Genomic DNA, 21685 nt, shown 5'->3' with positions numbered 1-21685 from the left:
GGCGTCGAAAGTGTCAGGGATTCTTTCCCTTGATTCGTGAACCCGTAAGCCTCATGGAGGGGGCGGACGGATCGAATGACCGAACCCCAGACACTCCCGCCTCGAGGCTCGCCGATCGCCGCGCGCAAGGCCGACCACATCGACCTCTGCGCCACGGGCGACGTGGGCTTCAAGGCGAAGACGACGCTGTTCGAGGGCGTCGAGCTCGTTCATGACGCGCTGCCCGAGCTCGTGCTCGACGACGTCGACACGTCGGTCGAGCTGCTCGGCAAGAAGCTCCGCGCGCCGCTCGTGATCGCGGCGATGACGGGGGGCACCGAGCGCGCGCGTGGCATCAACCGCGAGCTCGCGCGGATCGCGGAGGAGCGCGGGTACGGCTTCGGTCTCGGCAGCCAGCGCGCGATCCTGAAGGGCGAGCCCCGCGAGACGTACGTGGTGCGTGACGTCGCGCCGACGACGCTCGTGCTCGGCAACATCGGCGGCGTGCAGGCCAAGAGCCTCGAGACGGCGGCGCTCGCGGAGCTCGTGGAGGCCGTGGGCGCCGACGCGCTCTGCGTGCACCTGAACCCGGCGCAGGAGATCGTGCAGCCGGGCGGGGATCGTGATTTCTCGGGCGTGCTCGGGGCGTTCGAGCGGCTCGTCGCGGAGCTGCCTGTGCCGGTCGTGGCGAAGGAGACGGGCTGCGGGATCGGGCCGCGCGCGGCGAAGAAGCTGGCGAAGGCGGGCGTGCGGCACGTCGACGTTTCGGGCGCGGGAGGCACGAGCTGGGTCGCGGTGGAGACGGCGCGCGCCGTGGGGCAGGAGCGATCGCTCGGCGTGCTGCTCCGGGACTGGGGCGTGCCGACGGCGGCCTCGGTGCTGATCACCCGCGAGGCGCGGCCGCGGTTCAAGACCATCATCGCGACGGGTGGTGTTTCGAGCGGCGTCGACGTGGCCAAGGCCATCACGCTCGGGGCGCACGCGGCGGGCATCGCCCGTCCCGTCCTGCAGGCGCTCGTCTCTGGGGGGCGGGATGGTGCGCTCGCCTTCCTCGACAAGGTGGAAGCCGAGCTCCGTGCGGTCATGTTGCTCGTGGGCGCGCGGGACGTACGGGCGCTCCGCCGCGTGACCGCCATGCTTTCCCCGGATCTCGAGCGCTGGGCGGCTCTCGCCTCGGGCAGCCGGAAGAAATGAGCTTGGCCGGGCCGATATGAAGGGGGTTCCTGCCGGCGAGCCGGGCGTGCTACCGTCCGGGTCGCTGGAGATCCCAGGGAGACGATGAGCGACAACGAAGGGCGATCCAAAGCGCCCAGCGAACAGCCTCCGGAAGATCTGAAAAGGGAGCGGGATGCGTTCATCCAGCAGTTCTTCCGCAAAGGCGCTCAGTTGACCGAAGAGGTCCTGAAGGAGAACGAGCGTCTCCGCGAGCGCCTCTCGGAGCTCGAGAGCGAGAACGGGAGGCTGCGCTCGCACATCGCCAGCGACACCGCGATGCGGGATCTGGTGCGGAAGATCGAGGCGCTCGAGGGCGAGAAGAACGCGCTGCTCCAGCGCTCGGTGGCGATGGAGGCGGTGAGCGATCGTTACACCTCGCGCCACCAGGAAGTGGAGTCCGAGCTCGCGAGCCTCGCGAACCTCTACGTCGCGACCTCGCAGCTCCACGCCTCGTCGAACGTTCGCCACGTGCTCCGCAACATCAAGGAGCTCCTGGCGCAGCTCCTCGGCGCGGCTCGGTTCGGTGTCTACATCGCCTCGGACGACAAGAAAGAGCTCGTGGCGGTGGCGGCCGAGGGCCAGAGCTTCGCCGACATCGCGACCCTACCGGTGGATGACGGCCCGATCGGGCGAGCTTTTTCCGCCGGCAAGCTTTATCACGACGCCGAGAACGACGTCTCGAAGGGCACCGTCGAGCGCCCCGCGGCGGTGGTACCGCTGCTCATCGATGGGCAACCCATCGGCGTCATCGCCATCTTCGGGACACTTTCCCAAAAGACGGCCTTCGACGACCAGGACGGTGAGCTGTTCCGGCTCCTGGGCACGCAGGCCGCCCTCGCGCTCGTCAGCGCGCGGCTGTTCACCGATGCAGGTCGCAGGGTGCCTGGTGTAAAGGCGTTCCTCGACCTGGAGGACTGATCGATGGCCGAGTACTCCTGCCTGATTGTCGAAGATTCGCCCATGATGCGGCAGCTCTTGGTCTTCGCGCTCGCGCGGCTCAAGAACCTGCGCGTCACGGAGGCGGACGACGGCGTCGACGGCCTGCGCAAGCTCGCCTCGACGAAGTACGACGTCATCATCACCGACATCAACATGCCGATCATGGACGGGCTGAAGCTCGTCAAGCGTGTCCGGTCGGATCCGGTACACAAGGACACGCCGATCATCATCATCACCACCGAGGGCTCGCAGGAAGACCGGCAACGCGCGCTGCAGCTCGGCGCAAACGCGTACATCACCAAGCCCATCCAGGCGCCTCAGGTGATCGCCAAGGTCAAAGAGCTCCTCGGCATCGAGTGAGCCGGACGCCCCCGCCCCTCCACATCAAGATTTGTGGCCTCACGCGGGCCTCCGACGTGGAGGTCGCCGTCGCCGCGGGCGCCGACATGATCGGCCTCAACTTCGTTCCGGGTTCGTCGCGTCGCATCGACGTGGCGCTCGCGCGTACGCTCGTGCGCGCGGCGCGGGGGCGCGTCGAGGTCGTCGGCGTCGTGGCCGATCTGGATTCGTTGGAGGTCCAAGCGCTTCTCACGGACGTCGGGCTGGATCGGGTTCAGCTTCACGGAGACGAGAGGCCCGAGGTGCTCGGCGCGCTCGGGCCGCGCGCGTTCAAGGCGCTGCGCGTCGGGAGCGCGGAGGACGTCGCGCTCGCGGCGCAGTACGGCGGTGATCTCCTGCTCGTCGACGCGCGCGTGCCGGGCAAGCAGGGCGGCACGGGCGTGCGCGTCGATCCTTCGCTCGTCGTCGAGCTCGCGCGCGTGAGGCGCCTCCTGCTCGCGGGTGGGCTCGATCCCGACAACGTCGCCGAGGCGGTGCGCGGCGTGCGTCCGTGGGGCGTCGACGTGGCGAGCGGCGTCGAGTCCGCGCCCGGGATCAAGGACGAGCGCAAGGTGCGCGTGTTCGTCGACGAAGCTCGGCGCGCCGCGCAGGAAGCCGCAGATGCGGCGGACGGCGCGAGCGGCGCGTAAGCAGGAGGTCTTGGTGATGACGCGGAAAGATTCGAGGGAGCTCTGGGCGGTCCTCGTCGCGGCGCCGTGCGCGCTCGCGGCGACCACGGCGTCGGCGGCGACGCTTTCGGTGGGGCCGGGCAAGATGCACGCGACGCCTTGCGCGGCGATCGCGGCGGCTGCGGATGGCGACACGATCGAGATCGACGCCGCCGGCAACTACGACGGCGACGTGTGTAGCTGGTCGAAGGACGGGCTCACGTTGCGCGGCGTCGGTGGTCTCGCGAAGATCGACGCGGCGGGCCAGAACGCGGGCGGCAAGGCGATCTGGGTCATCGCGGGCAACGACACCGTCGTCGAGAACATCGAGTTCACGGGCGCCACGGTGCCGGACGAGAACGGCGCGGGCATCCGGCAGGAGGGCGCGAACCTCACGGTCCGCGGCTGCTACTTCCACGACAACGAGAACGGCATCCTCGCGGGCAACAACGCGGCGAGCACGATCCTGATCGAGTTCACCGAGTTCGCGGACAACGGCTTCGGCGACGGCCAGACGCACAACCTGTACATCAACCACGTCGGCAAGCTCGTCTTCCAGCACAACCACTCGCACTCCGCGAAGGTCGGCCACCTCCTGAAGAGCCGCGCGACCGAGACGCACGTCCTCTACAACCGCCTCACGCAGGAGAGCGGCACGGGCAGCTACGAGATCGACGTACCGAACGGCGGGCGCACGTTCATCATCGGCAACCTGATCCAGCAGGGCGAAAGCACGCAGAACGGCTCGATCGTGGCCTATCGGCGCGAGGGCGCCGATCCGGCGAACCCGAGCGACGAGCTGTTCGTCGTCAACAACACGTTCGTCAACGAGCGGCCGAACGGCGGGACGTTCCTGAACATCGATCCCGGCGTGTCGACGCCCGTGGTCGTGCGGAACAACGTCTTCGTCGGGCCGGGGACCGTCATCAGCCAGGCCGGCGCGATCCAGGCGTCGAACTTCCAGGGCGATCCGATGTTCGTCGATCAAGCGACGTTCGACTACCGGTTGAAGGACGGGTCGCCCTGCGTGGACAAGGGCGAGGCGCCTGGCACGGGTGGTGGGATTGATTTGACCCCAAAGTATCATTACGTGCATCCCGCCGACGTGGTCGGGCGCATGACGATCGGCACCATCGACATCGGCGCTTACGAGCTTGGTGGTGACGGCGGAGCTGGCGGGAGCGGAGGCAGCGGCGGTAGCGGCGGCAGCGGCGGCGGAAGCGGCGGCAGCGGCGGCGACGGCGGAAGCGGAGCCGCTGGCGGAAGCGGAGGCGCCGGCGGCAGTGATGGCGTCGGCACGGACGGCGGCGAGGAGGGGAGCTGCGGGTGCCGCGTCGTCGACGCGAGCGGCGGCGCGTCCTTCGGCTGGATCGCGGGCCTCGTGATCGGCGCGGCCGCCTTCGCGCGCAGGGGCGAGCGACGACGCGAAAAAATCTCGCGTCGCTGATCGCGGTCTCGAACACGCCTCTCCACGTCCTCTCCGGTTCACGCGTTCTCGCGGGTTCACATGGCCTCGCGAGTGACGTCGATCGTTGCGGCGTCCGCGGTTCGTCCTAGGATGCCGCTCCCCCGACTGGAGACTCGTATGCGCACGCTTTCCCTCGCCTTCGCCTCCGTGGCGTTGTCCCTCCTCGCTGGGTGTGGCTCGACGAAGCCCGAGCCCATCACCCAGTCCGCGGGCCCCGTGCCCACCGTCGATCCGCCGGCCGACAAGGGCCCGCCGCCCGTGCAGGTCACGCTGGAGAGCGTCGGCCTCGACGGCGCCGCGCTCGACAAGTCCGTCAGCCCTTGCGACGACTTCTACCAGTTCGCGTGCGGCGGCTGGCTGAAGTCGACGGAGATCCCGGCCGACGAGGCGACGTGGGTGCGGAGCTTCAGCGAGATCGACAAGCGCAACGAGATCGCGCTGAAGACGATCCTGGAGGACGCAGGCAAGGCGAAGAACGCCGATCCGACGACGAAGAAGATCGGCGATTTCTACGCCGCGTGCATGGATGAGGCGGCCGTCGACGCCGCGGGCATCACGCCGATCAAGCCGCTCGTCGATCGGGCGCGCAAGGTCTCCTCCGCGAAGGACGTGGCCGCGCTCGTCACCGAGCTCCACGGCAAGGGCATGTTCCCGCTGTTCTGGATCTCGGGCGAGCAGGATCCCGGGGACGCGACGCGCGTCATCGCCACGCTCGATCAAGGCGGGCTCGGCCTGCCGGATCGCGACTACTACACGAAGGAAGACGACGACTCGAAGAAGCTCCGCGCGGACTACGTGGCCCACGTCGAGCGCATGCTGAAGCTCGCCGGGCTCTCCGAGGCCGACGCGAAGAAGGCCGCGGCGAACGTGCTCGCGCTCGAGACCGACATCGCCAAGGTCTCGAAGACGCGCGTGGAGCGCCGCGATCCGAAGGCCCTCTACAACATGGTGAGCCGCGCCGATCTCGCGAAGAAGGCGCCGACGTTCCCGTGGGACACGTACTTCAAGGCGCTCGGGATCGCGGACGTGAAGCAGGCGAACCTCACGTCGGTCGCGTTCTTCGAGGGCATCGACAAGCTGCTCTCGTCGGTGAAGCCCGCGGTCTGGCAGAGCTACATGACCTGGCACGTCGTGCGCGCGGCGGCCGACGATCTATCGAAGCCGTTCGTCGACGAGATGTTCTCCATGCGCGCCCGCCTCGTCGGCCTGAAGGAGCAGAAGCCGCGCTGGAAGCGGTGCGTCGATGCCACGGATCACGCGCTCGGCGAGCTCGTCGCGCAGCCCTTCGTGGCGCGCCACTTCGCGGGCGACTCGAAGCGCGCGGCCGAGCAGATGGTGCAGGAGATCGGCAAGGCCTTCGGGGTGCGCGTCCGCTCGCTCGACTGGATGGACGACAAGACGAAGGAGCGCGCGCTGCAGAAGCTCTCCGCCATGGCCTACCTCATCGGCTACCCGAACAAGTGGCGCAGCTACGACTTCGAGGTCGACCGGAAGAGCTACGGGAAGAACATGCTGGCCGCGGGCGCGTTCGAGCAGAAGCGCAGGCTCGCCAAGATCGGCAAGCCCGTCGATCGCGAGGAGTGGCAGATGAGCCCTCCGATGGTGAACGCGTACTACGACGCGCAGAAGAACCACATGGTCTTCCCGGCTGGGATCCTGCAGCCGCCCTTCTACGACGTGAAGTCGGCGATCCAGGTGAACCTCGGCGCGATGGGCATGGTCGTGGGCCACGAGCTCACGCACGGCTTCGACGACGAGGGCTCGCAGTTCGCGGGCAACGGCAACCTCGAGAACTGGTGGGAGCCCGCCGTCGGGGAGCTCTTCCAGAAGAAGACGACCTGCGTCGAGGAGCAGTACTCGAAGTACGAGCCGCTGCCCGGCGTGAAGCTCAACGGCAAGCTGACGCTCGGCGAGAACATCGCGGATCTCGGCGGCATCAAGCTCGCGTTTTTGGCCTACCGCGAGATGCGCAAGGGCGCGGCGAACATGACGGTGGCGAGTGGCTTCACCGAGGATCAGCAGTTCTTCCTCGCGCACGCGCAGGCGTGGTGCGCCAAGAGCCGCGACGAGTACACGCGCCTCCACGCGAAGACGAACACGCACTCGGCGCCCCGGTTCCGCGTGAACGGTCCGCTCGTGAACACGCCGGAGTTCGCGCAGGCGTTCTCCTGCGCCGAGGGCACACCGATGCGCCCGGCGAAGATGTGCGGCGTCTGGTGACCTCGGCGCCGCGGGGCTCGCTCGACGCCGGTTTCAGGAAGGACCTGCTCGCCCGGTAAGACGCGGGCGGGCAGGCTTCCCGGCGTGACCGCGGCAGGATATTTCGGACCTTTTGGAGGGCGGTTCGTCGCCGAGACGCTCGTGCCCGCGCTCGAGGAGCTCGATCACGCGCGGCAGGAGCTCCTGCCCTCGCCAGCGTTCCAGGCGGAGCTCCACGAGCTCCTGCGGAGCTACGTCGGGCGCCCGACGCCCCTGACGGAGGCGAAGCGGCTCGCGCGGCGCATCGATCCGGACGGAGGTGCCATCGCCGAGCTCTTGCTCAAGCGCGAGGACCTCTGTCACACGGGGGCGCACAAGATCAACAATGCGCTCGGTCAGCTCTTGCTCGCGAAGGCGATGGGCAAGACGCGGATCATCGCGGAGACGGGCGCGGGGCAACACGGCGTCGCGACGGCGACGGCGGCGGCGCTGCTCGGCCTGCCGTGCGAGGTCTACCAGGGCGCGCTCGACATGGAACGGCAAGCGCCGAACGTCGCGCGCATGCGGCTGCTCGGCGCGCGCGTGGTACCGGTGGAGTCCGGGTCGCGGACCTTGAAGGACGCGATGAACGAGGCGCTGCGCGACTGGGTGACGAACGTACGCACGACGTACTACTGCGTCGGCAGCGCGGCAGGGCCGCACCCGTACCCCACGCTCGTCGCGGAGCTGCAGCGGATCATCGGCGACGAGGCGCGCGCTGCATGCGCCACGCGCGGGGCGCTGCCGGACGCCGTGATCGCGTGCGTGGGCGGTGGATCAAACGCGATCGGAATCTTCAAGGCGTTCGAGGGTGACGCGGGCGTGTCGCTCTACGGCGTGGAGGCCGCGGGCCACGGGCTCGACACGGACAGGCACGCGGCGACGCTGTCGCGCGGGCGGGTCGGCGTGCTCCACGGCGCGAAGACGTACGTGCTCTGCGATGAAGCGGGGCAGGTGGAGGAGGCGCACTCGGTGAGCGCGGGGCTCGATTATCCAGGCGTGGGGCCGGAGCACGCGCGCCTCCGCGACACGGGGCGCGCCACGTACGTCTCCGCGACGGACGAGGAGGCGCTCGCTGCGGCGCGCGAGGTGGCGCGCTCCGAGGGCATCGTGGTCGCGCTGGAGACGGCGCACGCGTTCGCCGCGATCGGGGCGATCGCGCGGCGCGAGGCCGAGGCGAGGGGGCGGCCTTCGCGGATCCTCGTGTGCCTCTCGGGCCGCGGCGACAAGGACCTGGACACGATCACGGCGTACGTCGGAGGGAAATGATGCACCGGATCGATCAGCGCTTCGTCGAGCTCCGGCGCGAAGGCAGGAAGGCGCTCTGCGTCTACCTCTGCGTCGGCGATCCATCACTCGAAGCTTCGGGGTTCCTCGCGCTCGAGGCCATCGACGCGGGCGCCGACATCCTGGAGCTCGGCGTGCCGTTCAGTGATCCCACCGCCGACGGCCCGACGCTCGCGCGCGCGGCCCAGCGCGCCATCGCGGCGGGCGCGACGCTCGAGCGCGTGCTCGAGGTGGCGGCGCGCGTGCGAGCGCGCTCGGAGGCGCCGCTCGTGCTCTTCACGTACTACAACCCCGTCTTCGTCGCGGGGGAGGCGAAGGTCGCGCGGCTCGCGCGGGAGGCGGGCGTCGACGCGCTGCTCGTCGTGGATCTGCCTCCCGAGGAGGCAGGGCCGCTGCGGGCCTGTGCTGCCGCCGAGGGGCTCGGCGTCGTGCCGCTCGTCTCGCCGACGAGCCACGCGGCGCGCATCGAAGCGATCCGTCGCGCCTCGACGCCGCTCGACGGCGCGCCGCGCGCGTTCGTGTACTCGATCTCGATGACCGGCGTGACGGGGGCGAGCCCCTCGGATCTCGCCGCGGCCGCGCGCGACGCCGAGGGGATGCGTCGATCGTTCGACCGACCGGTGCTCGTGGGCTTCGGCATCGACGGCGGCGCGAGCGCGCGGCTCGCGGCGGGCCAGGCGTCGGGCGGCGCGGACGGCGTCGTCGTCGGCACGGCGCTCGCGCGGCGCATCGAGCAAGCCGCGAGTGGAGACGAGCAGCGGCGCGCCGTGTGTAGCTTCGTCGGCGAGCTCAGGCGAGCGCTCGACGAACCTGCCTGAAATGAAAGCGTTTCAGCCCGTCCCGTGCTTGAGCAGGACGCGGTTTCGGCCCGTCCTCTTCGCCTGGTAGAGCGCCTCGTCGGCGGCGGCGATGAGCTGCTCGGGCGTCTCGACCGGCAGGTCCGGGTACGCGGCGACGCCGACGCTGATCGTGATCTGCATGCGCGTCCCTTCGTGTTCGAAGCGCTCCGTCTCCACCGCGGATCGCAGCCGCTCGCCGAGGATGCCGGCGTTGCCGAGCGTCACGCCGCGGCAGATCACGCCGAACTCTTCGCCGCCGTAACGCGCGAAGACGTCCTCGGTGCGCACCGTGTTCATCGTCAGCTTCGAGATCTTCGTGAGCACGTAGTCGCCGGCGAGGTGGCCGTACGTGTCGTTCACGCGCTTGAAGTGGTCGACGTCGAACATCACCAGCGAGAGCGGCGCGCGGTGCCGCTTCGCGTAGGCGATCTCGGTCTCGAGTCGGCTCAGGAAGTAACGTTTGTTGAACGCCTTCGTCAGCCCGTCCCGCAGCGCCGCGTCGATCATCTGCTGCTGGAAGCTGACGTCGAGGTGGTCGTGGTAGGTGAACTTCAGGATCGTGGTTGATCCCAGGCGGATCTTGTCGCCGTCGCGCAGGATGCGCTGGCTGATGTTCTCGCCGTTCACCGAGGTGCCGTTCGAGCTGTTGAGGTCCTCGAGCACCACGTCGTTGCCGGCGCGGACGAGCCGCGCGTGCCGACGCGAGATGCCGTCGTCGTTCAGACGCACCGTGGCGTTCGCCCCGCGGCCCAGGACGGTCTCCGGAAACTCGACCTCGAACATCTCGCCGACGTTCGAGCCGACGAGCACGATGAGATAGGCGCGATCACGCTGCGATCGAGCCCTGAGCTCGTCCTGGAGCTCCTTCACGTGGGCGACCCGCGTGGCTTCGATATCGTCGTCAGGCGGCCCGCTGTTCATGCTGCCAAACTACATCATAGCCCCGCACGCCGTCGCTTGGGAACGGTTACCGTGCAGGGGCGCGTGGTTTCTCGGGGTCCGAAGGCCCTCGAAGCAAGCCAGCCGACGGGAGGGGCCCTTCGTTCTCAAGCTGCCTTGCCCAGAGGCACGGCGATCTGCTCGACCTCGACGCCGGCGATGCTCGTCTCGAGCAGCGTGACGTCGGCGTGCGAAAAGCCTTGCCCCGCGCCCTCGCCCCCCGGTGCCTCCCCGACGCTGCCGACGTTCACGATCCGTACACCCTGGACCATGCGGTCGAAGGGCACGTGCGAGCCGCCGCAGACGATCACGTCCGCAGGATCGTCGCCGAGCAGGGCGGCCATCTCCTCGTCCGTCATGTCGTGGCAGAACGGCTCGAACGGATCCACCGGCGATCCGTGCACGAGCAGCAGCTCGCTGCCGTCCTCGAGGTTCATGCGGTGGGTCGTGGGGAGCCGGCCGAGGCGCGCGAGGATGAGCTGGCCGAGCTCGGTGCGCACCTCCGAGAGGCGCTCGAGCCGCGAGCGCTCGTGGGGGCTCTTCGGCACGACCTTGCTGATGTCGAGCGTCGCGAGCGCACGATCTCCCGTGCCCTGGACCAGGATGGCCTGCATCTGCGTGAGCCTCCGCCACGTCTCGAGCGGTTCGGGGCCGGGAAAGCATAGATCCCCGGCGACGAGGATCTTGGAGTAGCCGCGGCGCTCGGCCACCGCGAGTACGGCGGAGAGCGCATCCACGCGTCCATGGATGTCGGACAGGCAGAGGAGACGCACGCGGCGGAGCATAAGAGGTGAGCGGAGCCTCGCCAAGGCGCATCGGGATCGGAGGCGCGTCCGCCCAGCCTGCTCGTCGGCGCGAGAGGAGGGAAAAGAGAGCAGTGCGCGGCGCGCCTCGCTGCTACGTTGCGGCTCTCCTCCGATGCTCCGGCGCTCCCGGCTCCAGGCCCTCGCGCAGCGGATCGATCGCCGCCGGGCCGAGATCTACGCCGCGCGTTTCGCCGAGCAGCTCGAGCCCGGCACGGTCGGCTTCCTGCTCGCGGTGCTGCTCGCGAGCGCCTACCCCGCGCTCGCCCCCGCGCTCGAAGCGTCGCCCGAGATCGTGGTGACGATCGCGGCCGAAGGGCACCAGGCCGCGCGGGATCACGCAGGGCTCAGGGCGCGCCTCAAGGCGCGGATCGGCGACGACGGCGACGCGGAGCGGGTCTCGCGCGAGCTCCGGCGCTTCGCCCGCGAGGAGCGGATCCGCGTCGCGCTGCGCGAGCTCTTGCCGCCTTCGCTCGGCGGCGCCGACGTCGACGTCACCTCGCAGGAGATCGCGGCGCTCGCGGAGGTGACGATCGACGCGGCCGTGAAGGACGCGATCACGCAGCTCTCCGCGCGGTTCGGCCCTCCGCGCCTCGACAGCGGCGCGCCCGCGCGGTTCGTCGTGCTCGGGATGGGCAAGCTCGGCGGCGGCGAGCTCAACGTGGGATCCGACGTCGATCTCGTGTTCTTTTACGACACGGACGAGGGTGGGTGTTCGCTCGGCGGGGGCGAGGCGCTGCCGCTGCACGACTTCTGGACGCGGGTCGCGCGGCGCGTGACGGCGACGCTCGAGGACGTGACCGCCGATGGCTTCGTGTGGCGCGTGGACCTGCGCCTCCGGCCCGAGGGGCGCAGCGGGCCGCTCGTCAACTCGCTCGCCGCGGCCGAGCGGTACTACGAGTCGTTCGGGCGGACGTGGGAGCGCGCGGCGCTCGTGCGCGCGCGGCCCATCGCGGGCGACCTCGACTTCGGCGACGAGGTGCTCGCCGCGCTCGAGCCCTTCGTGTGGCGAAGGCGCGTCGATCCGACGATCGCCGTCGAGATGACGAAGCTCGTGCAGCGGGCGCGGACCGAGCTCTCACGCGAGCCGGGGCGGGATCTGAAGCTCGGCCCGGGCGGCATCCGCGAGGCGGAGTTCTTCGTGCAGACGCTCCTGCTCGTCTGGGGAGGCCGCGAGGCGCGCCTGCGCGCGCGGGGCACGCTCGACGGCCTGCGACGGCTGCGCGCGGCCGGGTTCGTGACGGATCGCGAGGCGCGTGAGGTCGCCGAGGCGTACCTCGCGCTCCGCCGCGCCGAGCACGCCGTGCAGCTCGCCACGGGCCAGCAGACGCACGTGTGGCCGGCGGAGGCCGAGTCTGCAGGCAGGCTCGCGCGGGCGCTCGGGTTCGCGTCGGCCGAGGCGTTCGAGGCCGACCTCGCGAAGCACCTCGTCCGCGTGGAGTCGCGTTTCCACTCGCTCCTGCCCGACGGCGCGCCCGCGCCTTCCCGCTGGACCGAGGCCCTCGCCGCGCTCGACGACGCCGACGCCGCGGCGTTCGAGAGCGCCTTCCGCCGCGTCGCGGAGGTCTCCTTGCCGGCCGCGACGCCGGAGGCGCCGGACGCGCTCGAAGCGGTGGAGCGGTGGGGCGACGTCGCGCGGGATCTCTTCGAGCTCTCGCGGCGGGCCGACGCGGCGCTCGGCGCGCGCAGCCGCGAGGCGTATCCGCGCCTCGCCGAGGCGGTCCTCGACGCCGTGGCCGACGCGGCCGATCCCGAGCAGGCCGCGCGCACGCTTCGCAGGCTCTTCGCGCGGCTTCGTCATCCCGGCGTGTACCTGCGTTTCCTCGGCGACGAGCCGCGCCTCGTGCGCAGGCTCGTCGAGGCGATCGGAGGCAGCGCCTTCCTCGCCGAGGCGCTCGTGCAGCACCCCGAGCACGGCGATCGCATCCTGTTCGCGCGTGGCGTCCCCACGCCCGCGTCCGTGCGCGTGGAGCTCGATCAGGCTCTGCGCGAGGCCGCCGCGGTGGACGAGGAGCCCGACGAGCAGCTCGTGCGCGCGCTGCGTCAGGCGAAGGCTCGTGTCGTCATCGACGTGGGGCTCGCGGACCTCGCCAGCGAGCTCGGCCCGCGCGAGGTCGGCTACGTGCTCTCGGAGCTCGCGGATGTTTCGCTCGAGCTCTCGACGCGGCACGCGCTCGGCACGCCCCCGGGCGAGCCCGTGCGAGGCCTCTCCGTGCTCGCCGTCGGCACGCTCGGGGGATGCGAGATCGGCTACGGCTCGGACCTCGACGTCCTCTTCCTCTTCGATCCGGAGAAGGCCCCTGCCGGCGCGGATCCCGACGCCTTCTTCGCCCGCTCGGCGCGCCGCGTGATCCGCCTCATCTCGATCCTGCACCCCGCCGGGCCCGGCTACGAGCTCGACACGCGCCTGCGGCCTTCGGGCAACCAGGGCTTGCTCGTCACGTCGATCGACGCCTTCGCGCGGTACCACGCGAAGGGGCCGGACACGCCACACGTCGAGGCCGCGGCCTGGGAGCGCCTCGCGCTCCTGCGGGCGCGCGCCGTGGCGGGTGACGTCGAGCTCGGGGCGCGGGCGATCGAGATCGCGCACGCGGCGGCTTATGCGAGGCCGGGGGATCCGGCGCGGGTCGCCGAGGAGCTCTGCCGGCTGCGGCGCCGCATGGAGCAGGAGCTCTCGCAGGAGCGGCGCGGTCGGTACGACTTGAAGCTCGGGCACGGCGGGCTCTTCGAGCTCGAGCTCTGCGTGCAGTTCCTCCAGATGTGCTCCGGCGCGGATCCGGGCGTACGCACGACGGAGACGTCGCTCGCGATCGAGGCGCTCGCGGCGTCGGGCAAGCTCTCGCCGGAGCAGGCTGAGGCGCTGCGGGACGGGTATTCGTTCCTGCGCAAGCTCGGCGGTCGTATCCGGATCGTGCACGCCAATGCCTCGCACCTGCTCGAAGAGAGCGCGCCGGGCCTCCGGCCGCTGGCGCGGCGGATGGGCATTCGTGACCGTCCGGGCGAGCAGGCCGCGGGGGAGCTGCTCGCGCGTTATCGCGAGGTTACGGCGCGCGTGCGGGCGGTGTACGAGGACGTGCTCGGCGGGAGTTGATCGTTCGGGCCTCGGCTCGCGGTATCCTCCTGTCGATGGGCCTCGTCTACCTCTTCTCCCTGGTCGTCGGTCTCGGCATCCTCGTCGTGCAGATCGCCTCGGGGGGCAAGGGCGACGCCGACGGCGATGCGGGCGACGCAGGCGAAGGTGGGGGCAAGGAGCTCGCGAAGGACGTCTCCACGAAGTCGCTCGCGACGACGGGCGCGAGCGCGGGGGCCGGCGATGTCCTCGCGTTTTTTCTCTCGCTCCGGTTCTGGGTCTTCACGCTGCTCGGCTTCGGCTTGTCGGGCTCGCTCCTGCACTTCTTCGCGCTGGCGGGGCCGATCCTGGTCTTCGCGCTCGCGGCGGGCTCCGGGCTCTCGTCGGGCCTCTTCGCGCAGCTCGTCTTCCGCTTCGTCACGCAATCCTCCGTGTCGACCTCGGCGGACGTCGACCACGCGGAGGGCAGCATCGGTCGCGTGCTCGTGCCCGTCGGCAAGGACAAGGTCGGCAAGATCCGCATCGTGCTGAAGGGCCAGAGCGTCGACATCCTCGCCCGGACCGATGGCGACGAGATCGCGCGTGGTGACCACGTCCTCGTCGAGGACGTCGAGGGCGACGTGGCGCGCGTGTCGCGCAGGCCCTCCGAGCTCGCTTGAGCTCGCGCTGAAATTGCGCGATCGCGTGGTCGATCACGCCCCGGGTGGCCCGCGTTGCCTGATACGCTCTTCGTATGGGGTATCATCTTCTCGGCAGTGCCTTGCTCGCGTCGATCGACGCGCAGCGGCGCACGCGCCCTTCGTATCCAGCGACGTCGGGCTCGGGGACGCCCGACCTCGATCAAGCCGTCTTCGTCCTGCTCGCGGCGGGCGGCGTCATCGTCCTGTTCGGGATCTTCGTGGCGATCCTGCGGCAGTTCCTGTTCATTTGCCGGCCGAACGAGATCCTCGTCTTCAGCGGCCGCAAGCACGTCCTGCCCGACGGCACCGTGAGCGGCTACAAGATCCTGCACGGCGGACGTGGCTTCCGCATGCCCTTCCTCGAGAGCGTGAGCCGCATGGACATGCGGCTCTTCCCGGTCGAGGTCCAGGTGCACAACGCCTACTCGAAGGGCGGCATCCCGCTCAGCGTGCACGCGATCGCCAACGTGAAGATCGCGAGCAACGACACGGGCGTGCGCAACGCCGTCGAGCGCTTCCTCGGCGTCTCGCCCGTGCAGATCGCGATCGCGGCGCAGCAGACGCTCGAAGGCGTGCTGCGTGAGGTCATCTCGCAGCTCACGCCCGAGGAGGTGAACGAGGATCGGCTCAAGTTCGCCGAGACGCTCGTGGAGAACGCGCGCGACGACTTCGACAAGCTCGGGCTCGAGCTCGACGTGCTCAAGGTCCAGCACGTCTCCGACGATCAGCACTACCTCGCGAACCTCGGTCGCGGCCGGATCGCGACCATGCTGCGCGACGCGGCGAACGCCGAGAACGCGGCGAACCAGGCCGTGGCCGAGGCGCAGGCGGCGGCCCGTCAGGCGGCCGAGACGGCGACGAAGCGCGCCGAGACGGTGATCGCGCAGAGCCGCAACGGCTACCGCGCCGAGAGCGCGAAGCTCGAAGCGGAGGCCAAGCAGATCGAGAACGAGGCCGAGATCGCGGCCGAGACCGAGCGCGCCATGGCCGAGCAGGAGCTGCAGTCCCTGCGCGGCGAGCTGGAGAAGCTCCGCCTCAACTGCGACGTCATCCTGCCCGCCGAGGCGAACCGCAAGGCGCAGGAGCTCAAGGCACGCGGCGAGGCGGCGCCCACCGTGGAGAACGGCAAGGCGACGGCCGAGGCGCTGCGGCTCGTGGCGCAGGAGTGGGCGGCCGCGGGGCAACTCGCGAAGGACGCGTACGTGCTCCAGCAGCTCCGGCAGCTCGTCACGGCCGCGGCGGCGCGCGTGGCGCAGACGCAGATCGGTGAGGTCAACGTCGTGGCGGGCAACGACGTCGAGGCGTTCAGCGCGCTCGTCGCGGCGTACCCGGCCGCGGTCACGCGCGTGCTCCAGGAGACGGGGCGCGCGATGGGCCTCGACATTCAACAGATCCTCGGATCCCACGGGAGGGCTTCGTGATCCCCATCATCATGGTCCTCGGCCTCACCGCGTTCGTCGTGGTGGGCTTCGTCGTCTACACGCTGAAGAACCTCCTGCTCGTGAGCTCGCCGAACGAGGTCTTGATCCTCTCCGGCGGCACGTTTCAGGTCGGCTCGCGCGAGGTCGGTTATCGCTCCGTGCGTGGCGGCCGCGCCGTGCGGATCCCGCTGCTCGAGCGCGTCGATCGGATGGACCTCAACAACATCCCGGTCGAGATCTCCGTGAAGGGCGCCTACTCGAAGGGCGGCATCCCGCTCAACGTGCAGGGCGTCGCGCACGTGAAGCTGCCGGGCGAGGAGCCGCGGCTCTCCAACGCGGTCGAGCGTTTCCTCGGCAAGGCGCAGGGCGAGATCGCGGCGATCGCGCGCGAGACGCTCGAGGGCAACGTGCGCGGCGTGCTCGCGCAGCTCACGCCCGAGCAGGTCAACCAGGACAAGACCGCGTTCGCCGACAAGCTGCTCGAGGAGGCCGAGCACGACATGCAGCGCATGGGCCTCGTGCTCGACACGCTGAAGATCCAGAACGTCACCGACGACGCGAACTACCTGAACTCGATCGGCCGCATCCGCGGCGCGAGCGTGCGCATGGACGCGAGCATCGTCGAGGCGAGGACGCAGGCGCAGTCGGCCGAGCAGAAGGCCGAGAACTGGGCGAAGAGCGAGGTCGCCAAGATCGACGCGGACCTCGCCATCGCCAAGCAGGAGACGGAGAAACGCGTCAAGGACGCGATGAGCCGCCGCGAGGCGATGATCCAGGAGGCGAAGGGCCAGGTCCTCGCGCAGATCGCGCAGGTCAAGGCGGAGATCAACCGCCAGAAGGCCCGCGCGCTCCAGGTCGAGCGGCAGCTCCAGGCCGACGTGATCCAGCCGCACGACGCCGAGCGGCGCAACCTCGAGGAGCAGGCGCGCGGCGAGGCGGCCAAGATCATCGAGATCGGCAAGGCCGAGGCCGAGGCGCTGCACCGCATCGTCGACGAGATCCGCAAGGCGGGGCCGGGCGCGCTGGAGATCCTCGCGCTCCAGCAGATGATGCCGCTCCTGCCGCACATCGCGGGCTCCCGCACGCCGATCAAGATCGGCTCGCTCTCGGTCCTGCCGGGCGGAGACGACGCCTCGCTCGCGCGCAAGGCGATCGCCGTGACCGAGCAGATCCGCGCGGCCACGGGGCTCGATCTGACCGACGTCGCGCGCCGCCTCGGCACGAGCGCACCGGCGCCCGCGCTCGCGGCGCCTCCGCCGCCGCAGCAGGTCGCCACGAAGACCGCGCCTCCGCCGGGCCGCACGCCGCGCGCCTGACGTCACCCGCACCGGCCCTCCCTCTCCACGTGGTGGAGAGGGAGGGAGCTTCCGCGTTGCTCTCCTTTCGAAAACATGCGACCTGCAAGGGCCATGCAGGCACATCCCGTCGTGGCGCCCGGTCGCGTGGTCTCGATGGTTCGTTCGCTCGACGAGCTCATCGGCGCACATCCCGAGTCGCTCCGCCGCTTCTATGCGACGGGCAACGTCGTGGATCCCTCCTCGATCGGCGAAGGCCGCGGCCGTGTGCTCGCGCTCGTCGCCGCGCCGGGCGCGTTCCTCGCCGTTCGCAGCCTGGTTCGCCTCCTCGCGACGGACCTCTTGCCCTGGCAGGGCAAGGCCATCGACGCCGAGATCGGCTGGAACCTCGTCAAAGGTGGCCGGCGCGTCGCGCCCTTCCGCGTCGAGCGAGCCGACTCGTCGCTCGACGGCGGCCCGACGCTCGTGTTCCGGTACGACGATCCCGCGCAGGGACACGCTTGGCCCGTGCGCGCGCTGCGCGACGAGCTCCGCGTGATCACGCCGGGCCTCGGCATCGGGCCCGTGATCTTCGATCAGGGCGGCGCGCCGCGCGTCATCGCCTGGTGGGGTCTGTCGTTCTCGCGTTGAAGGTTGGGGCTCAAAAGTCCCAGTCGAAGCCCACGCGCCCTCCGCCTTTGATCACCACGATCGTCCCGCGCACGTCGTTCTCCGGGTAATACTCGGCCGAGAGCTGCAGCCCTGCCCACGGCATGATGCGGCGGATGCGCAGCGTCGAGACGCCGATCGACACGCCCACGCGCCCGCCCACGCTCGGCCGCAGATCCGACTGCGTGAGGAACGCGACGGGGGCGAGCTCCAGGTCGTATTGCCACGTCTCTCGCACGTGACGAACGACGAACGGCAAGGCGCCGATGAACTCGAGCGGGAAGTTCGTCGCCGCTTCGTTCTGCTCGATGATCGCCCAGCCGCCGAACTCCAGCCCGAAGAGCAACGTGAAGTGATGCGAGAGCCCGCGCCCGAGCAAGAGCCGCCCGCTGCCTCCCGCGCCCGGGAGGAACGTCCCTTCGCTCCGCCGGAGCAAGAAGAGCCCGTCGGTCTCCAGGTTCAACGTGAAGCGGTACGCGTCCGTCTGCAGCCCGCGGAACGTGGGGCTCGGCGTGATCCAGAACGGGCACTCCGCGGGCGCGCGTCGCAGGGCCTCGGCGAGCAGATCGTGCACCCGCGTCGCGGCGTGTAGCTCCGAGAGCCCGCTGAGCTTCCCGCCGTTTTTCCGGTACGCCTCCGTGATCGGCCCGCCGAGTGACTCCACCGTCCGCGCCTGCCGCTCGAGGGCGTCGAGGCGTGTCCGCTCGGGCGCGTTGCAGAGGCTCTCGAGCGCGTCCGGCATCATCGCTTCGAGCTCGTAACGATCGATCTTCCAGCCCGCGTTGGCCTTCGATTCGACGATCTTCTCGAGGTCGTGGAGCAGCGCTGCTTCGGCGCGCGTGGGCGGCTCGGCCGCGGCGTCGTCCGGAGCGAGGAGGGCGAGGACGAGGGAACACGCCGCGGCGATGCGGGGGGAGCGCGACACGACTAGAAGCAGACGCCCTGGCCGCAGTTCGAGGCGAGGCAGAAGATGAGCTGGACCGCCTGCGCGTTGGCCCCGCACTGGAAGAAGCACGGGCCCGGGCTGCCGCCGCCGGCGATACACGTGAGGATACACTCCACGTTTTGCTGGCAGGTCGGGCTGCTCAGGCAGGTCTGGAGCTGGTTGCAGCAGCTCCCGGCCACGCAGTCGCCGCAGACCGAGCCGTCCGAGGGGCAGGCCGGCGGCGCGCCGCAGATCCCGTCCGTGCACTGCCCGTTGCAGCAATCGCCGGGGCCGCCGCACATCGCGCCGTCGGGCTGGCACTTGGGCGGACCGCAGACGCCGTCCGAGCAGAGGCCCGTGCAGCACTCGGCGGCGCTCCCGCACGAGAGGCCGTCGGGCTTGCAGGGCGGCTTGCCGCAGACGCCGTTCGTGCAGATCCCCGTGCAGCATTCGCCGGCCGTGTTGCAGCCGAGGCCGTCGGGCTTGCACATCGGAGGTGGACCGCAGACGCCGTTCGAGCACTCGCCCGAGCAGCACTCGGCGGGGCTCTGACAGAGCTTGCCGTCGGGCGCGCAGGCGAGCGGCCCGCATGTCCCGTTCGTATTGCAGAGCTGCGAGCAGCACTGGTCACTCGACGCGCAGGCCTCGCCGTCCTCCGTGCATTCTCCGCAGTTCAGCCCGCAGACCGAGTCCACGGCGTTCACGCAGAGCCCGTCCCAGTTCACGTCGCAGCAGAACGAGTCGAGCTGGCAGACCGCGGCGACGCACGGCCCGCAGCCGGGATCGAGCGCGGGGCCGGTCACGCAGACGTCGTGCGAGCAGGGCTTGCCGAGGCAAACGCCGTTCGTGCACTGGCCGGAGCAGCACTCCTCGGACGACGCGCACATCAGGCCGTTGCCCGTGCACTGCCCGATGCCGCAGGCCCCGTTGAAGCAGCCGCCGCTGCAACATTGCAGGCCCTCGATGCAGCTCGCGCCGTCGGGCAGACACTGGACGCCGCCGCAGACCCCGTTGAAGCAGCCGCCGCTGCAGCACTCGAGGCCCTCGAAGCAGCTCGCGCCGTCGGGGAAACACTCCCCGATGCCGCAGGACCCGTTCTGGCAGACGCCGCTGCAGCATTCGAAGTTCGCGCTGCACCCGAAGCCGTCGGGCACACATTGGTTGAACCCGCAGCGGTTGTTCTGACAGACCCCGGCGCAACACTCGCTCGCGTCCACGCAGGGCGCCTCGTCGGGCAAGCACGCGACCGGCCCACACGTCCCGGCCTCGCAGGTGCCGCTGCAGCAGGCGCTTTCGTCCTGGCAGGGCGCCCCGTCGCCGAGGCAGGGGGTCCCGCCTTGTCCGCCTTGTCCGCCTTGTCCGCCCTGGCCGCCCTGGCCGCCCTGGCCGCCCTGGCCGCCTTCGCCTTGTCCTGGCCCGAGCAGCTCTGCCCGACCCCCGCATCCGAGGGCCACGAAGGACAGCAAGAACCAAAGCATCCTCATGGAAGAAGTGCCAAGCGACATCGGCGAGAGCGTATCACAGGCCATGTCCGGGACGCCCAATTCACCGCGCGATCTCGCGGATCACTGAGCACATGCCCCGCGCGCTGAACGGCCGCGCCCCTCGCGTCGGAATCGTGTCGCGCGTGAGCGACCCGACGATCGAGAGCGCGGGCGGAAGAGGCGCGACGAGGGCGTGCTCGAACGGCTTGGACGGGCGTGGGCGCGCGTGGTGGCCGCGCAGTTCGTCGGGCGGAAAGGGCCTCCTCTGGATCGGATCTGCTACACTTCCGAGGTGTCGCTGAAGATCGACCAGGACCACGGCCGTTTTCGCCAGATCGTCCGCGGGAGGATCCGGCAGAACCTGCGCAAGTACATTTCGCAAGGCGAGCTCGTCGGGCGGAAGGGCAAGGATCTCGTATCGATCCCGATCCCCCATATCGACATCCCGCGGTTCCGTTACGGGGACAAACAGCGGGGCGGCGTGGGGCAGGGGGATGGCAACCCCGGCGACCCGATCGGCGGCTCGGACGAGAAGCAGCCCGGCCAAGGGCAGGCCGGCAGCGAGGCCGGGGATCACATCCTCGAGGTCGACGTCACGCTCGACGAGCTGGCGGCCATCCTGGGCGAGGAGCTCGAGCTGCCGGACATCCAGGACAAGGGCAAGAACAAGATCTCGAATGCGCACGACCGGTATTCGGGCATCCGGCGCGTCGGCCCCGAGTCCTTGCGTCATTTCAAGCGCACGTACCGCGAGGCGCTGAAGCGCATGATCGCGAGCGGTACATTCCAGCACGACAAACCCGTCGTGGTGCCCGTCCCCGACGACAAGCGATATCGCTCCTGGAAGACGGTGACCGAGCCCGTGGCGAACGCGGTCATCATTTACATGATGGACGTGTCGGGCTCGATGGGCGACGAGCAGAAGGAGATCGTGCGGATCGAGTCCTTCTGGATCGACGCCTGGCTGACCAAGCAATACAAGGGGCTCGAGTCTCGGTTCATCATCCACGACGCGGTGGCGCGCGAGGTCGATCGGGACACGTTTTTCCACACGCGCGAGTCGGGCGGCACGATGATCTCGAGCGCCTACAAGCTTTGCTCGCAGATCATCGACCAGGACTATCCGCCGGACGAGTGGAACATCTATCCGTTCCATTTCTCGGACGGCGACAACTGGTCGATGGACGACACGCTCGCCTGCGTGGACGTCGTGAAGAACAGGATCCTGCCGCGGGTGAACATGTTCGCGTATGGCCAGGTCGAGAGCCCGTACGGCTCGGGCCAGTTCATCAAGGACCTGCGCGAGCATTTCGGCCGGGACGAGCGCGTGGTCACGAGCGAGATCCGGGACAAGGACGGGATCGTCGGGAGCATCAAGGACTTCCTGGGCAAGGGGAAGTGAGAGAGGG

At 69.9% G+C, this 21685-nt stretch carries 18 protein-coding genes; 14 read left to right on the top strand and 4 right to left on the bottom strand.

The window, feature by feature from the left end; translation table 11 throughout:
* Positions 1-75: 75 nt before the first annotated feature.
* From fni to trpA, 8 genes are all read left to right on the top strand, one after another.
* Positions 76-1173 carry a type 2 isopentenyl-diphosphate Delta-isomerase gene (gene fni / locus GF068_RS06315; protein WP_153818439.1) on the top strand — a complete coding sequence of 366 codons (1098 nt, stop codon included), beginning with the start codon at positions 76-78 and terminating at the stop codon, positions 1171-1173.
* 84 nt (positions 1174-1257) lie between these two features.
* Complete coding sequence (locus tag GF068_RS06310; RefSeq protein ID WP_153818438.1) at positions 1258-2112, top strand: GAF domain-containing protein; 855 nt, start codon at positions 1258-1260, stop codon at positions 2110-2112.
* Between the two features lie 3 nt (positions 2113-2115).
* Positions 2116-2493, top strand: a complete 378-nt coding sequence (locus GF068_RS06305; protein ID WP_136928355.1) for a response regulator — start codon at positions 2116-2118, stop codon at positions 2491-2493.
* Positions 2490-3161, top strand: a complete 672-nt coding sequence (locus tag GF068_RS06300) for a phosphoribosylanthranilate isomerase (RefSeq protein WP_338046251.1) — start codon at positions 2490-2492, stop codon at positions 3159-3161. Before GF068_RS06305 ends, GF068_RS06300 begins: the two co-directional genes overlap by 4 nt.
* A gap of 16 nt (positions 3162-3177) precedes the next feature.
* Positions 3178-4626, top strand: coding sequence for a right-handed parallel beta-helix repeat-containing protein (locus tag GF068_RS06295; protein WP_240806759.1), 1449 nt, complete (start codon positions 3178-3180; stop codon positions 4624-4626).
* Between the two features lie 138 nt (positions 4627-4764).
* Positions 4765-6867 carry a M13 family metallopeptidase gene (locus tag GF068_RS06290; protein ID WP_153818436.1) on the top strand — a complete coding sequence of 701 codons (2103 nt, stop codon included), beginning with the start codon at positions 4765-4767 and terminating at the stop codon, positions 6865-6867.
* Between the two features lie 84 nt (positions 6868-6951).
* A complete protein-coding gene (gene trpB / locus GF068_RS06285; RefSeq protein ID WP_338046250.1) occupies positions 6952-8154 on the top strand; it encodes a tryptophan synthase subunit beta in 1203 nt (400 codons plus the stop codon).
* Positions 8151-8990, top strand: a complete 840-nt coding sequence (gene trpA / locus GF068_RS06280; RefSeq protein WP_153818435.1) for a tryptophan synthase subunit alpha — start codon at positions 8151-8153, stop codon at positions 8988-8990. The genes trpB and trpA overlap by 4 nt, the downstream gene beginning before the upstream one ends.
* A gap of 12 nt (positions 8991-9002) precedes the next feature.
* On the opposite strand, the gene GF068_RS06275 is transcribed toward trpA, so the two are convergent.
* Together GF068_RS06275 and GF068_RS06270 are read right to left on the bottom strand one after the other, a co-directional pair.
* Positions 9003-9932: a GGDEF domain-containing protein gene (locus GF068_RS06275; protein WP_153818434.1), complete on the bottom strand. Its 930-nt coding sequence runs from the start codon at positions 9930-9932 to the stop codon at positions 9003-9005.
* Between the two features lie 125 nt (positions 9933-10057).
* Entirely contained in the window at positions 10058-10723 is a 666-nt protein-coding gene (locus GF068_RS06270; protein ID WP_338046249.1) for a metallophosphoesterase family protein, read from the bottom strand.
* A 145-nt stretch (positions 10724-10868) separates the two neighbouring features.
* Here GF068_RS06270 and glnE point away from each other — a divergent pair, with 145 nt between their 5' ends.
* The 5 genes from glnE (at position 10869) to GF068_RS06245 (ending at position 17849) form a co-directional block, all read left to right on the top strand.
* A complete protein-coding gene (glnE, locus tag GF068_RS06265) occupies positions 10869-13844 on the top strand; it encodes a bifunctional [glutamate--ammonia ligase]-adenylyl-L-tyrosine phosphorylase/[glutamate--ammonia-ligase] adenylyltransferase (RefSeq protein WP_153818432.1) in 2976 nt (991 codons plus the stop codon).
* 35 nt (positions 13845-13879) lie between these two features.
* On the top strand, positions 13880-14482 hold the full coding sequence (locus GF068_RS06260) for an NfeD family protein (protein WP_153818431.1): 603 nt from the start codon (positions 13880-13882) through the stop codon (positions 14480-14482).
* Between the two features lie 74 nt (positions 14483-14556).
* Positions 14557-15924 carry a flotillin family protein gene (locus tag GF068_RS06255; RefSeq protein WP_153818430.1) on the top strand — a complete coding sequence of 456 codons (1368 nt, stop codon included), beginning with the start codon at positions 14557-14559 and terminating at the stop codon, positions 15922-15924.
* Positions 15921-17240: an SPFH domain-containing protein gene (locus tag GF068_RS06250; RefSeq protein ID WP_153818429.1), complete on the top strand. Its 1320-nt coding sequence runs from the start codon at positions 15921-15923 to the stop codon at positions 17238-17240. The genes GF068_RS06255 and GF068_RS06250 overlap by 4 nt, the downstream gene beginning before the upstream one ends.
* A 93-nt stretch (positions 17241-17333) precedes the next feature.
* Entirely contained in the window at positions 17334-17849 is a 516-nt protein-coding gene (locus GF068_RS06245) for a hypothetical protein (RefSeq protein ID WP_153818428.1), read from the top strand.
* Between the two features lie 10 nt (positions 17850-17859).
* Here the strand turns inward: GF068_RS06245 and GF068_RS06240 are convergent, their stop codons facing one another.
* Positions 17860-18792 (bottom strand): hypothetical protein, encoded by a 933-nt coding sequence (locus GF068_RS06240; RefSeq protein ID WP_153818427.1) that lies wholly within the window; start codon positions 18790-18792, stop codon positions 17860-17862.
* A gap of 2 nt (positions 18793-18794) precedes the next feature.
* Positions 18795-20276 (bottom strand): hypothetical protein, encoded by a 1482-nt coding sequence (locus tag GF068_RS06235; RefSeq protein WP_153818426.1) that lies wholly within the window; start codon positions 20274-20276, stop codon positions 18795-18797.
* Between the two features lie 292 nt (positions 20277-20568).
* Here GF068_RS06235 and GF068_RS06230 point away from each other — a divergent pair, with 292 nt between their 5' ends.
* Positions 20569-21678, top strand: coding sequence for a DUF444 family protein (locus tag GF068_RS06230; RefSeq protein WP_420814112.1), 1110 nt, complete (start codon positions 20569-20571; stop codon positions 21676-21678).
* Positions 21679-21685 lie beyond the last annotated feature (7 nt).

Origin of the sequence: Polyangium spumosum, assembly GCF_009649845.1 — a bacterium.
Taxonomy (GTDB): Bacteria; Myxococcota_A; Polyangia; order Polyangiales; family Polyangiaceae; genus Polyangium; species Polyangium spumosum.
The sequence above is the reverse complement of the archived record's forward strand: the minus strand, read 5'-3'. Positions and strand labels throughout refer to the sequence as shown.